The 12,701-nt window shown below is 61.0% G+C and carries 10 protein-coding genes; all 10 read left to right on the top strand.

The genetic code is table 11. The annotated features are described in order from the left end of the window. Positions 1-143 precede the first annotated feature (143 nt). The 10 genes from ACSAMW_RS02510 to ACSAMW_RS02465 all read left to right on the top strand — a co-directional run bounded on the left by ACSAMW_RS02510 (position 144) and on the right by ACSAMW_RS02465 (position 12,667). The gene (locus ACSAMW_RS02510; protein ID WP_500592512.1) at positions 144-1,376 is read left to right on the top strand and encodes a thiamine pyrophosphate-dependent enzyme; all 1,233 of its coding nucleotides are present in this window, start codon (positions 144-146) and stop codon (positions 1,374-1,376) included. A gap of 4 nt (positions 1,377-1,380) precedes the next feature. After that, positions 1,381-2,442: an alpha-ketoacid dehydrogenase subunit beta gene (locus tag ACSAMW_RS02505; protein WP_500592511.1), complete on the top strand. Its 1,062-nt coding sequence runs from the start codon at positions 1,381-1,383 to the stop codon at positions 2,440-2,442. After that, positions 2,442-3,671: a dihydrolipoamide acetyltransferase family protein gene (locus ACSAMW_RS02500; RefSeq protein ID WP_500592510.1), complete on the top strand. Its 1,230-nt coding sequence runs from the start codon at positions 2,442-2,444 to the stop codon at positions 3,669-3,671. The genes ACSAMW_RS02505 and ACSAMW_RS02500 overlap by 1 nt, the downstream gene beginning before the upstream one ends. 9 nt (positions 3,672-3,680) lie before the next feature. Then, entirely contained in the window at positions 3,681-5,045 is a 1,365-nt protein-coding gene (lpdA, locus tag ACSAMW_RS02495; RefSeq protein WP_500592509.1) for a dihydrolipoyl dehydrogenase, read from the top strand. A 121-nt stretch (positions 5,046-5,166) separates the two neighbouring features. Next, positions 5,167-5,442: a DUF2790 domain-containing protein gene (locus ACSAMW_RS02490; protein WP_500592508.1), complete on the top strand. Its 276-nt coding sequence runs from the start codon at positions 5,167-5,169 to the stop codon at positions 5,440-5,442. 275 nt (positions 5,443-5,717) lie between these two features. Beyond that, entirely contained in the window at positions 5,718-5,888 is a 171-nt protein-coding gene (locus tag ACSAMW_RS02485; RefSeq protein WP_500592507.1) for a con-10 family general stress protein, read from the top strand. A gap of 359 nt (positions 5,889-6,247) precedes the next feature. After that, positions 6,248-7,531 (top strand): sugar MFS transporter, encoded by a 1,284-nt coding sequence (locus tag ACSAMW_RS02480; protein WP_500592506.1) that lies wholly within the window; start codon positions 6,248-6,250, stop codon positions 7,529-7,531. Between the two features lie 210 nt (positions 7,532-7,741). Then, entirely contained in the window at positions 7,742-9,082 is a 1,341-nt protein-coding gene (locus ACSAMW_RS02475) for an MFS transporter (RefSeq protein ID WP_500592505.1), read from the top strand. A gap of 142 nt (positions 9,083-9,224) precedes the next feature. Next, positions 9,225-11,036 (top strand): ABC transporter ATP-binding protein, encoded by a 1,812-nt coding sequence (locus ACSAMW_RS02470; RefSeq protein WP_500592504.1) that lies wholly within the window; start codon positions 9,225-9,227, stop codon positions 11,034-11,036. Positions 11,037-11,116: 80 nt separating this feature from the next. After that, positions 11,117-12,667, top strand: a complete 1,551-nt coding sequence (locus tag ACSAMW_RS02465; RefSeq protein ID WP_500592503.1) for a sensor domain-containing diguanylate cyclase — start codon at positions 11,117-11,119, stop codon at positions 12,665-12,667. Positions 12,668-12,701 lie beyond the last annotated feature (34 nt).

The following is a 12,701-nucleotide window of genomic DNA, read 5'->3' as shown; positions in this document are numbered from 1 at the left end:
CCTAAGTTGTCAGGGTAATTTGCCCTGTGACAGCCTCGTCAGCTTTTCAAAAAGAGAATAACTCTCCGGCCGGGGCCGCCTAGAATTATTTACAGCCAGCTTCAGCAACTCCCCAATAAACACAAGATCGAGGGTTGTGAGACGTGAACGCCAGTGAACCGCTACGCCTGCATGTGCCCGAACCGTCGGGCCGGCCCGGCTGCCAGACCGATTTCAGTTTTCTGCAGTTACAGCCAGCGGGCAGTGCCTGCAAGCCGCCCCCGGACATCGACGCCCGAGACACGGCCGACCTCGCCGTCGGCCTGATTCGAGTGCTGGATGAGTCTGGGCAGGCTGTGGGGCCTTGGGCCGAGCCCATCGCGGTGGAAACCTTGCACGCTGGCCTTCGCACCATGGTCAAGACGCGCGTGTTCGATAGCCGCATGGTCACGGCCCAGCGGCAGAAAAAGATGTCCTTCTATGTGCAGAGCCTGGGCGAAGAAGCCATCGGTACGGCCCACGCCATGGCCCTTCGTGACGATGACATGTGCTTCCCTACGTACCGCCAGCAAAGCATTCTGCTGGCGCGCCGGGTGCCGTTGTTCGAGATGATCTGCCAATTGTTTTCAAACGAGTGCGACCCGCTCAAAGGGCGCCAGCTGCCTGTGATGTACTCCAACAAGGCCGCTGGGTTCTTCAGCATTTCCGGCAACCTGGCCACCCAGTTCGTGCAGGGGGTCGGCTGGGCCATGGCGTCGGCCATACGGGGCGATACACGCATTGCTTCGGCTTGGATAGGTGACGGCTCCACAGCCGAATCGGATTTCCACACCGCGCTCACCTTCGCCCATGTGTACCGGGCCCCGGTCATTCTGAACGTGGTCAACAACCAATGGGCCATCTCCAGTTTTCAGCACATCGCGGGCGGTGAAGCCACCACCTTCGCCGGCCGTGGGGTGGGCAGCGGAATCGCCTCATTACGGGTGGACGGCAACGACTTCCTGGCCGTGCATGCCGCCTCCCGCTGGGCAGCCGAGCGTGCCCGCTGCAACCTGGGGCCTACGTTGATCGAGTGGGTGACCTACCGCGCAGGCCCCCACTCCACCTCCGATGACCCGTCCAAATACCGCCCGGCGGACGACTGGGCGCACTTCCCACTGGGGGACCCTATCGCACGGCTCAAGCAGCACCTGATCGTGCTGGGCGAATGGTCAGACGCCCGCCATGCCGAGCTGGTGGCCGAGCTGGAGCAGGAGGTGATCACCGCCACCCGTGAGGCCGAGGCCCATGGCACCTTGGGCGGCAGTGCCTATGCCAGTGCAGCGACCATTTTCGAAGACGTGTACCACGACATGCCTGCGCACCTGCAGCGCCAGCGCCAGCAGATGGGGATTTGACCCGATGACCAGTACCCAAGTGATCGACCACCCCCGCGTGACGCAGGACACTCGCCCCATGACCATGGTGCAGGCAATCCGTAGCGCACTGGACGTGATGCTGGAACAGGACCCCACCGTTGTGACGTTCGGGGAAGACGTGGGCTACTTCGGCGGCGTGTTCCGCTGTACCGAAGGCCTGCAGGCCAAGTATGGCAAAAGCCGGGTGTTTGATACGCCCATTTCCGAAAGTGGCATTGTGGGCGTGGCCGTGGGCATGGGCGCCTATGGGCTGCGACCGGTAGCCGAAATCCAGTTCGCTGACTATGTCTATCCGGCCTATGACCAGCTCACCTCCGAGGCCGCGCGGCTGCGCTTCCGCTCTGCGGGTGACTTCACTGCGCCCATCACCGTTCGCATGCCCTGTGGTGGCGGCATTTACGGCGGCCAGACCCACAGCCAGAGCCCGGAAGCAATCTTTACCCAAGTATGCGGGCTGCGCACGGTCATGCCGTCCAACCCCTACGACGCCAAGGGGCTGCTGATCTCGGCGATCGAATGCGACGACCCGGTGATTTTCCTGGAACCCAAGCGGCTGTACAACGGGCCTTTCGACGGCCATCACGATCGCCCGGTGACAGCGTGGTCTGCCCATGCTGCCAGCGCAGTGCCTGAAGGGTATTACCGGGTCCCACTGGACAGCGCCGCGGTGGTACGTGAGGGCACTGCTGTGACCGTGATCACCTACGGCACCACGGTGCACGTGGCAGTGGCCGCCGCCAACGAGACCGGCATCGATGCCGAGGTTATCGACCTGCGCAGCCTGTGGCCGCTGGACCTGGACACCCTTGTGGCCTCGGTGAAAAAAACGCGCCGCTGCGTGATCGTGCACGAAGCCACCCAAACCTGCGGCCTGGGCGCCGAGTTGCTGGCGCTGGTTCAGGAGCATTGCTTCTATTGGCTTGAAGCCCCTATCGAGCGAGTCGCCGGGTGGGACACGCCCTACCCTCATGCCCAGGAATGGGCGTACTTCCCCGGGCCTGACCGCGTCGGCGCCGCCCTCAAACGCGTTATGGAGGTGCGCTGATGGGCCAGCATGTGATCAAGATGCCGGACATTGGCGAAGGCATCGCCCAGGTAGAACTGGTGGAGTGGTTCGTAAACGTGGGCGATACGGTGACCGAAGACCAGGTGCTGGCCGACGTCATGACCGACAAAGCCACCGTGGAAATACCCAGTCCGGTCAGGGGCCGCGTGCTCGCCCTGGGGGCTACGCCTGGGCAGACCATGGCCGTGGGCAGCGAGCTGATTCGGCTGGAGGTGGAAGGCAGCGGTAACGTCAAGGACGCCGCACACCCTGAACCCGTGCAGACGCCTGTGACTGCTCCGGTTGCTGCACCTGTTGAAAAAGCCGTGGTGAGTGCACCCGAACCTGTGGCAACCACGGCCCCGGCCCGTGAAGCCCTGGAACGCCCCTTGGCGTCTCCCGCCGTCCGCAAGCGTGCCTGGGACAGCGGCATCGACTTGTCCAAGGTGGCTGGCAGCGGCCCGGCAGGCCGTATCGTCCATGCAGACCTGGACTCCCTCAGCCAACCTGTTCGAACACCTGCCAGTGTGGAACAGGTCCAGCGGGTGCCGGTGATCGGCCTGCGGCGCAAGATTGCCGAGCGCATGCAGGAGGCCACCCGCCGTGCGGCGCATTTCAGCTATGTGGAGGAAATCGACGTCACAGCCCTGGAACAGCTGCGCCAGCAACTCAACACCCGGTGGGGCCAGACGCGAGGGCGCCTGACGCTGCTGCCGCTGCTGGTGCGCGCGCTGGTGGTGGCCTTGCGAGACTTTCCCCAGCTCAATGCACGTTACAACGATGAAGAACAGGTGATCGAACGCCATAGCGCGGTGCATGTGGGCATCGCCACCCAAAGTGACCATGGCTTGCTGGTGCCTGTATTGCGCAGTGCCCACCAGCGCGACCTGTGGGGCAATGCCCAGGAAATCACCCGTATCGCAGAGGCCGCACGCCATGGCAAGGCCGAACGGGACATCCTGTCCGGCTCCACCATCACCCTCACCAGCCTGGGCGCCTTGGGCGGTATTGCATCGACCCCTGTGCTCAACCTGCCGGAGGTGGCCATCGTGGGCGTCAACCGCATGGTGGAGCGGCCTGTGGTGGTAGAGGGCCAAGTGGTGGTGCGCAAGATGATGAACCTGTCCAGTTCCTTCGATCACCGGGTCGTCGACGGCATGGACGCGGCACGCTTTATCCAGGCCGTACGACACCTGCTCGAACAGCCTGCCACCCTCTTTATCGATTAAGGGCCACCCATGAACACGTTGCACACCACACTGCTTGTTCTAGGCGGCGGCCCTGGCGGCTATGTCACGGCTATCCGCGCGGGCCAGCTGGGCCTACCCACGGTACTGGTGGAAGCTGACACCTTGGGAGGAACCTGCCTTAACGTCGGCTGCATCCCCTCCAAGGCACTGATCCATGTGGCCGAGCATTTTCATCAGGTGCAAGCCCCGAACCCCTTCGGCGTTACCGCAGGTGCGCCAACCTTGGACCTGACCCAGGCCATTGACTGGAAAAACACCGTGGTGGACCGCTTGACCACAGGCGTGGCAGGCCTGCTCAGAAAGCACAAGGTCAAGGTTATTCACGGCCACGGGCAAATCGTAGATGGCAAGACCGTGGAGGTCGGCGACACACGTATCCACTGCCAGCACCTGGTATTGGCCACGGGTTCGTGCAGCGTGGCACTGCCCGGCCTTCCAATGGGTGGGGCCATTGTGGATTCGACTGGCGCCCTGTCTCCTACTACCCTGCCCCGTCACCTGGCCGTTGTGGGGGGTGGCTACATCGGGTTGGAGCTGGGCATCGCCTACCGCAAGCTCGGGGTAAACGTGACCGTTATCGAAGCACAGCCGCGCCTGCTTCCCGCCTACGACGGCGAGCTCACACAGCCTGTGATCGACCGGATGCGTTACCTGGGTATCACGCTGTTGCCGGGCCATGCCGTGGAAGGCTATGACCCGGCTGCACAGCGGCTTACCCTGCGTGACCCTGCCGGTGGTACCCACACATTGGACACCGACCGGGTGTTAGTAGCCGCAGGGCGGGTACCGCGTACCACGGGCTACGGGCTGGAACGGCTGAACCTGGCCATGGCCGGCCGAGCGGTGCGCATCGACGATACCTGCCGCACCAGCATGACCAACGTATGGGCTATCGGCGACCTGACAGGCGAGCCGCTGCTCGCCCACCGGGCCATGGCACAGGGTGAGATGGTTGCCGAAGTGATCGCAGGCCATACCCGGGCCTTTACCCCAGCCGCCATTGCCGCCGTGTGCTACACCGACCCGGAGATTGTGGTAGCGGGGCAGACACCTGAGCAGGCCGGCACCGGCGCTTTGGTCGCTATGTTCCCCTTCGCTGCCAATGGCCGTGCCATGACGCTGGGGGCCACAGCGGGGTTCGTAAGGGTGGTAGCGCGAAGCAGCGACCACCTGATTCTCGGGTGGCAAGCCGTAGGCCCAGGTGTGTCTGAGCTGGCAGCGGCGTTCAGCCAATCCCTGGAGCTGGGTGCACGGCTGGAGGACATCGCTGGAACGGTGCATGCTCATCCTACGTTAGGTGAAGCGGTACAGGAGGCGGCTATGCGGGCACTGGGGCAGGCGCTTCACATTTAGAGCGCATTGATACAACTATCAAAAAAGGTGATTCCTTTCAGCACAGTGTTCGATTTCTCGAACGGCCTGCTTGGCGGTGTAATGGCTTCAACGAAAACCATTGCCTACGAGGAATCGAGCCATGAAAACCGCCTTTGCCATTGCCGCCTTGAGTATTGCCTTCACCACGGGTGCCTATGCCCAGGATGGCGCGGAGCGCAGCGTTATCGATAAACTGCCCGTAGAGGCCTACCACTACGGGATGCACATGGACATCCAGAAGGTCATTTCCAAGACGGACGTGAGCAATAAGTCCGGCGTAGTACCGGTGACCATGGTGTACCAGGACAGCAAAGGCGAATTTCACAAGCTGCAGTACTTGCAGCAAGGCGGTTATGACGATCGCGCTAACGGGTGAACCCCGAATGCCCTCTTGAACCCTGGCGTTGCCAGGGTTTGTTTGCCCCAAACCTGCCGCAAACACACCTCACGCTTATAACTCGCTGCTATACCTTTAATACCATGGTATTTAATGCATGCCCCGTCACTTATAACGAAACGGTAGTTTCATAAATTTAACTTTAATACCATTGATCGGCCAGAAAAGCCTTTGGGGAACAAACGCTGCCGCCCTGCATGTCCTATATTATGTCCCACTTTAGGGGCATCCAAACTTGATACTAGGAGTGCATCATGGCCAAGACCGGAAATAGCAATCCAGGCAACTTTGCGAACGATAAGGAAAAAGCAGCCGAAGCCGGCAGAAAAGGCGGACAGGCGTCCAGCGGCAGCACCTCCACCACAGGAAAATCCTCCGACAGTCAGCGCAAGGGCAGCCAAAGCAGCAATAGCCGCCGAGGCTGAAGGATGCTCCATAGAGGGCAGCCCAGCTGCCCTTCTTTCACCTACGAAACCACCTCCACTGCCGCTTCGCTTGATTGACCCTCGCCCTTCCCCCTGCTATAACGCCGCCCCAGATTCGTCCTGGCCAATGCCAGCGTCCGCCGCTCTGGCCACTGGTCACCTGACCATCTGTCCGCAAATAGCGAAAACCCGCGTTCCAAAGCCTGTCCCGTGCCGGGAAGCCTGAACTTTCCCGCTTCGCTGGTTTCAGTTCATCGTCACGATATCCGGGTTTCTGGGTCGCCTCCTGCAGACGCCTGGCTTGCCCCTATCGGATCACAAAACTGACCCATTGCCCGATAACAAACAGGACCGCGGCCATGACGGATAACACCGTTGCAGTAACTCCGGAACACACCACCCCAGGCATTGCCAACGTCCAGCGGTTGAGCTTGTTCGTTTTTGCTTTGTTTTTCATCTTTGGTGGCATCACCAGCCTCAACGATATCCTGATCCCTAAGCTCAAAAGCCTGTTCAGCCTCACGTACGCTGAAGCCATGCTGGTGCAATCGTCGTTCTTCCTGGCCTATGTGATCGCCTCGATCCCCGCTGGCCTGCTGATTGCCCGCATCGGCTATATGCGGGCCGCAGCCATTGGCCTGGTGACCATGGCGGCCGGTTGTGTATTGTTCATCCCTGCCGCACTGGTTGGCCTGTTTGGCGCCTTTCTGATCGCACTGTTCGTATTGGCCATCGGCGTAACCATTGTGCAGGTCGTGGCCAATCCCCTGATTTCGCTGCTGGGCGACAAAGGAACCGCTCACAGCCGGGTAACCTTTGCCCAAGCCTTCAACTCCTTGGGTACTACCGTGGCCCCTTACCTAGGCGCTATGTTGATCCTGGGAACGTTGAGCCAGGTCGACCCTGCTACCTTGTCAGGTTCAGCACTGGCGGCGTACCTAGCCGAAGAAGCCAAAGTGATAAGCAATACCTACGCAGGCATTGCATTGGCATTGGTGCTGGTGGCCCTGCTGGTATGGCAACAGCGCAAGCAGCTTCCCTTCTCAGGCGCCAGTGAAGGCGCCAACCCCCTCTCGGCGCTGAGCCTGCTAAAGCAGCCCCGGTTTGCCTTCGGTGCCGCCTGCCTGTTCTGCTATGTAGGCGCAGAAGTGGCCATCGGTAGCCTGCTGACCAACTTCCTGATGCAGGACTCTACCTTTGGCTTCAATGCCGAACTGGCCGGCAAGCATGTGGCCTATTACTGGGGCGGCGCGATGGTAGGCCGGTTTATCGGTGCGGCGCTGTTGCGCACCTTCGCTCCCGGCAAAGTACTGGCTTGTGCCGCCGTGATGGTGATGGTGTTGATTGCCAGCGCTGCGACCACCCATGGCGCCCTCGCGGGCTGGTCGATCCTGGCCATTGGCCTGTTCAACTCGGTGATGTTCCCGACTATTTTCGCCCTTGCGTGCGAAGGCCTCGGCAAACGCGCTGCTGAAGGCTCAGGCTTGATCTGTTGTGCCATTGTGGGCGGGGCCATTGTGCCGCCCCTGACAGGCTATGCAGCGGACGTCACCACCTTGGGTATGTCCCTGGCAGTACCTGCTGTGTGCTATGCCGTGATTGCGGCCTACGGTTGGTACGCACGGCGCCCAGCTGTGGCGTGACACACCTGCGGTAACCTTGAAGGCAGCCTTTGACAGGCTGCCTTTTTTATTGGCCGCTATTCACGCATTTGCTGCACCACTCACCGCATTGACAGCCTCGCCACCTACTCATAGGATATCTCATAGGATGTCGTACAAATACAACCTGCGCCATTTCGGCAGGTAAACCGGTAGTACGGTCAATAAAAATAACAACGGAAGCCACTACACATGACAACACAGGTCCCTCCTCATGTTCACGCGACAGCACGCCCGCTTGTCCAAGAACAATCGTATGTAAGCAAATACCGTTGGGTTATTTGCGCACTGCTGTTTATAGCCATCGGCATCAACTATATCGATCGACAGATGATCGGTATTTTAAAGCCCACCTTGGCGGCTGAACTTAAATGGTCTGAGACCGATTACGCCAGTATCGTTTTCTGGTTCCAATGTGCGTATGCCATCGGTTTTCTAACATTCGGCCGCTTAATCGATAAAGTAGGTGTCCGCATAGGTTATGCGCTGGCTTTTACAGTGTGGACAGTGGCCAGTATTGGCCACGGTCTTATCAGTACTGTTACTCAATTCGCAGTGGCTCGGTTTACCTTGGGGTTCGGTGAATCCGGTAGTTTCCCTGCCAGCCTCAAGGCGGTTTCCGAGTGGTTTCCCCAGAAAGAACGGGCTCAGGCGACCGGCATCTTCAACGCTGGCACCGCCATGGGGCCGATCATCACCCCGCTGTTGGTGCCTGCCATTACACTGGCGTGGGGCTGGCGCACGGCATTTATTGCCATCGGCCTAGTGAGCTGTTTGTGGCTGTTCGCCTGGCTACTGATGTACCGGCGCCCCCACGAACACCCCGGCGTCAGCCCGGCGGAGCTGGCCTACATCCAGTCCGACACGACCCCGGTATCGGCCAAGCCCGCTGCCCCTGTAAAAATCTCGTGGTTCAAGCTGCTAACCTTCCGGGAAACCTGGGCCTATGCGGCTGGCAAGTTTCTCACCGACCCGGTGTGGTGGCTGTACCTGTTCTGGCTGCCAGACTTCCTGGGCAAAACCTATGGCCTGAACCTGAAAAGCTTTGGCCCACCTCTGATCGCCATTTACCTGCTGGCGGACCTGGGCTCGGTGTTGGGCGGCTGGGGCTCGTCAAAGCAGATGAAGAATGGCCGCACAGCCAACGCCTCCCGCAAGACCACCATGCTGATCTGCGCCCTGGCGGTGATTCCAATCGTGAGCGCACAGTTCGTCTCTAGCCTGTGGCTGGTGGTAGGCATCATCGGCCTGGCTGCCGCCGCGCACCAGGCCTGGTCTGCCAACCTGATGACCTTGCCCTCAGACATGTTCCCCAAGGAAGCCGTGGCCTCGGTCATCGGTATCGGCGGTATGGCCGGCGCCATGGGCGGTATGCTGATGACCACTTACAACGGCTATATCCTGGAAGTGTTCAAGTCTTACCAGCCGATCTTTATCGTGGCCGGTAGCGCCTACCTGATTGCCATTGCAGTGATCCATACGCTTACGCCGCGCCTCAAACCGGTCACGCTGGACCGTATCGCAGTGAGCTGACACCTCCCGCCGCTCTCCTGAGGCCGCGTTGTGACCTGACGCGGCCTTTTGCTGACAGGCCCGGCAGCCAGCCTGCCCACGTGACCTTCTGCCCAGCGAAGCGGTCCAAGTGGCGCCTACGCACGCCCTGGAGCCTTCACTGATGTCGCGCCTGCACCTTTTTGCCGCTTTTCCGGATCAGGCCCGCCGTGCCATTGCGCTGGTATGGGGAACCTCCCGGAGGCTCTTTATCGGCCTGGTGATCGCCACGCTGATGGCAGGCGTGCTACCCGCAGTAGCGGCCTGGATCGGCCAACGTATCGTCGATGCCGTGCTTGAAGCCATGGAGCTGCACGCACGCCTGGGCCAGGCCCCGCTCTGGCCGGTGCTGCGGTATGTGTTGGCCGAAGCCGGGGTGCTGGCCCTGCTGGCCGGTACCCAGCGAGCGCTGTCCGTCCAGCAAGCTCTGCTGCGGGTTCAGTTGGGCCAGAAGGTAAACCTGCTGATCCTTGAAAAAGCCCAGACCCTATCGCTACTGCAGTTCGAGGACTCTGAATTCTACGACAAACTGGTCCGCGTGCGCCGGGACGCCTCCACTCGCCCCTTGGGGCTGGTGGTCAAATCCTTGGGCCTTGTCCAAAACATGGTGGCGCTGGGCAGCTTTGCCGTGCTGCTAGTTCAGTTTTCGCCGTGGGCGCTGGCGATACTGGTGATAGCCGCCTTGCCGGTGTTTTTCTCAGAGACGCATTTTTCCGGAGATGCCTTTCGCCTGTTTACCCGGCGCGCTCCCGAGTCGCGCCAGCAAAGCTACATTGAAGCTTTGCTGTCCCAGGAAGCCCATATCAAGGAAGTGCGCCTGTTCGGGATCGCTCCCCTGCTGCTACAGCGCTACCGGGACACCTTTGCCCGGCTCTATGCCGAAGACCGGCGGCTCACATTGCGCCGCGATGGCTGGGGGTTTGTATTAGGGTTGCTGGGCACTTCGGGTTTTTACCTGGCCTACGCCTGGGTGGTGCTGGACACCGTCAACGGCACGACCACCCTGGGGCAGATGACCATGTACCTGGTGCTGTTCAAACAAGGGCAGGCGGCAATCGGTGCCAGCCTCAGCGCCATCGGCGGCTTGTATGAAGACGGCTTGTACCTGACCAACCTGTACGATTACCTGGCACAACCGGTACCTGTAGCCGGTGGCACCTTGACCGAAGGTGTGCGGCCCGGCGATGGGGTGCGCTTCGAAGGCGTGGGCTTTACCTATCCAGGTGCCACGCGCCCCGCACTCAGGGACATCCATTTCCAGGTGGCGCCTGGGCAGAGCCTGGCCCTGGTAGGGGAAAACGGTTCGGGCAAAACCACCCTGATCAAATTGCTCACCCGCCTGTACAGCCCCACCACAGGGCGCATCCTGCTCGATGGCAGCGACTTGCAAACCTGGGACCCTCACGCCCTGCATCGCCGCATCGGGGTCATTTTCCAAGATTACTTGCGCTATCAGATGAAAGTGGGCGAAAACCTGGGTGTCGGTGACGTGGACGCCTTCCACGACGAAGCACGCTGGCATGAAGCAGCCGCCCAAGGCCTGGCAGCGCCTTTTATTGAACACCTGCCACAGGGTTACCAGACGCAACTGGGCAAGTGGTTCCTTGGCGGCCAGGAGCTGTCGGGGGGGCAATGGCAGAAAATCGCCTTGTCTCGCGCCTACATGCGCCGTGAAGCCGACTTGCTTATCTTGGACGAGCCCACCGCGGCCTTGGACGCTGCGGCAGAAGCCGCCGTGTTCGAGCGCTTCCGCACCTATGCCCAAGGCCGGATGAGCGTGCTGATCTCCCACCGTTTCTCCAGCGTGCGCAATGCCAGGCATATTCTGGTGCTGGAACATGGGCACATTCTGGAGCAAGGTAGCCATGACAGCCTGATGGCTCAGGGCGGCCGGTATGCGGGCCTATTCACCCTGCAGGCCGAGGGTTACCGGTAGACGTATCTGGCAGCCACTGCCAGACTGTCCCTACTTTCCAATGGGCCAATGCCCTAAGGACCAGGATGCTGCCCACTTCGATGCCCCCGCCTCCTGATGTTCACGGCATCCACTCAGCGCGGGTAATTCGGCTGACCCTGGTGTTCACACTGGGCATCATCGCGATCATTGTGGCGTTAGAGGCCGTGCGGTTGTGGCATGACTACGGTCGCGCACTCGATGAGGCACGTATCTCGGCGGCCAACCTGGCTCGTGCCACCGAGCAGCATGCCGAAGGGGCCTTGCGCCAAGTAGATTCGATGCTCGGCGGCATCACCGAACGTATCGAAGGCGACGGCCTGGATCACCTGAATGCGGAGCGCCTGCATGGCCTGCTCAAGCGGCAAGTCAGCCTGCTGCCACAACTGCATGGCTTGTTCATCTACGGCCCGGATGGCAGCTGGCTGGTCACTGACAAGGACTCGGCTCCGCCAAACGCCAACAACGCCGACCGGGAATACTTCGCTTGGCACCGCGACCACACCGACAATGGTTTGCACATTGGCCCGGTGATCACCAGCCGCTCCACAGGGGAGCAGGTGATTCCTGTCTCACGGCGCATCAATTACCCGGATGGCACCTTTGCCGGTGTATTCCTGGCGACATTGCGGCTCAATTATTTCCAGGACTTCTACGCCAGCTTCGAAATCGATGCGCATGGCATCTTTGTGCTGCTGCTAGCCGATGGAACACTGCTGGCCAGGCGGCCTGTGGTGCCCTCTGCCATTGGAGTCAACCTGGGCAATAGCCCGGTGTTCACGCAATACCTACCCCACATGGACGGCGGGACGGCCGAGTTCAACTCGCCCCTTGACGGCGAGCGGCGTGTTTATGGTTTCAGCAGGGTCAGGGGCTACCCTCTGGTTGTACAGGCGGCGCTGTCCCGGCACTCTGCCCTACAACCCTGGAAAGTGGACCTGTTCAAGACCTTGCTCGTGCTGGGTGTGCTGGGGTGCGGCATCGGGCTGTTCGGCGCGGCGCTGATGCGCGAGTTCAAGCAGCGCATGGCCGTGGAGCAGGCACTTAGGTCTGCCCAGGAAAGCCTCAACCAGATGGCCTTCCACGACGGCCTTACGGGCCTTGCCAACCGGCGCAAACTGGACATTGCATTGATCGACGAGCTAAGCCGTGCGCGGCGCCTGAGCTACCCGGTTGCCATGCTGATGCTGGACCTGGACCGCTTCAAACTGTTCAACGACCGCTACGGCCACCCGGCTGGCGATGACTGCCTCAAGGCCGTGGCGAGTGTGCTGTCGGCCACGGTTCGGCGTACCAGTGACCTGGCGGTGCGGTATGGGGGCGAGGAGCTTGCCTTGCTGCTGCCCAACACCCCCTTTGAAGGCGCGTGCAAGGTGGCCGACGATGTGTTGGAAGGCATACGTGCGCTGGGCATCGTCCACCAAGACAATGACCGAAGCATCGTGACGGCCAGCTGCGGTGTGTATGTGTGTGAGCCAGCGCTACACGACACCTCCCCGGCCGCCATCATCAAAGGCGCGGACGCCCTGCTCTACGCCGCCAAGCATTCAGGCCGCGACCGCTGGCGAGCGGCCGGGGGCGGTGCGCTGGTGGCGTCTGACGGCACCGCTTGACGCTAGGCTATGCACGAAATCTTCTGAAACTTGG

This window comes from Pseudomonas sp. AB39(2026) (assembly GCF_059831485.1).
This window is presented reverse-complemented; position numbering and strand designations above follow the sequence as displayed.

Bases quoted from the DNA above. Each gene is read 5' to 3' on its own strand.
- ACSAMW_RS02480 (WP_500592506.1), top strand. From the start codon at position 6,248: ATGACGGATAACACCGTTGCAGTAACTCCGGAACACACCACCCCAGGC.
- ACSAMW_RS02470 (WP_500592504.1), top strand. From the start codon at position 9,225: ATGTCGCGCCTGCACCTTTTTGCCGCTTTTCCGGATCAGGCCCGCCGT.
- ACSAMW_RS02475 (WP_500592505.1), top strand. From the start codon at position 7,742: ATGACAACACAGGTCCCTCCTCATGTTCACGCGACAGCACGCCCGCTT.
- ACSAMW_RS02490 (WP_500592508.1), top strand. From the start codon at position 5,167: ATGAAAACCGCCTTTGCCATTGCCGCCTTGAGTATTGCCTTCACCACG.
- ACSAMW_RS02465 (WP_500592503.1), top strand. From the start codon at position 11,117: ATGCCCCCGCCTCCTGATGTTCACGGCATCCACTCAGCGCGGGTAATT.
- ACSAMW_RS02505 (WP_500592511.1), top strand. From the start codon at position 1,381: ATGACCAGTACCCAAGTGATCGACCACCCCCGCGTGACGCAGGACACT.
- ACSAMW_RS02485 (WP_500592507.1), top strand. From the start codon at position 5,718: ATGGCCAAGACCGGAAATAGCAATCCAGGCAACTTTGCGAACGATAAG.
- ACSAMW_RS02500 (WP_500592510.1), top strand. From the start codon at position 2,442: ATGGGCCAGCATGTGATCAAGATGCCGGACATTGGCGAAGGCATCGCC.
- lpdA (WP_500592509.1), top strand. From the start codon at position 3,681: ATGAACACGTTGCACACCACACTGCTTGTTCTAGGCGGCGGCCCTGGC.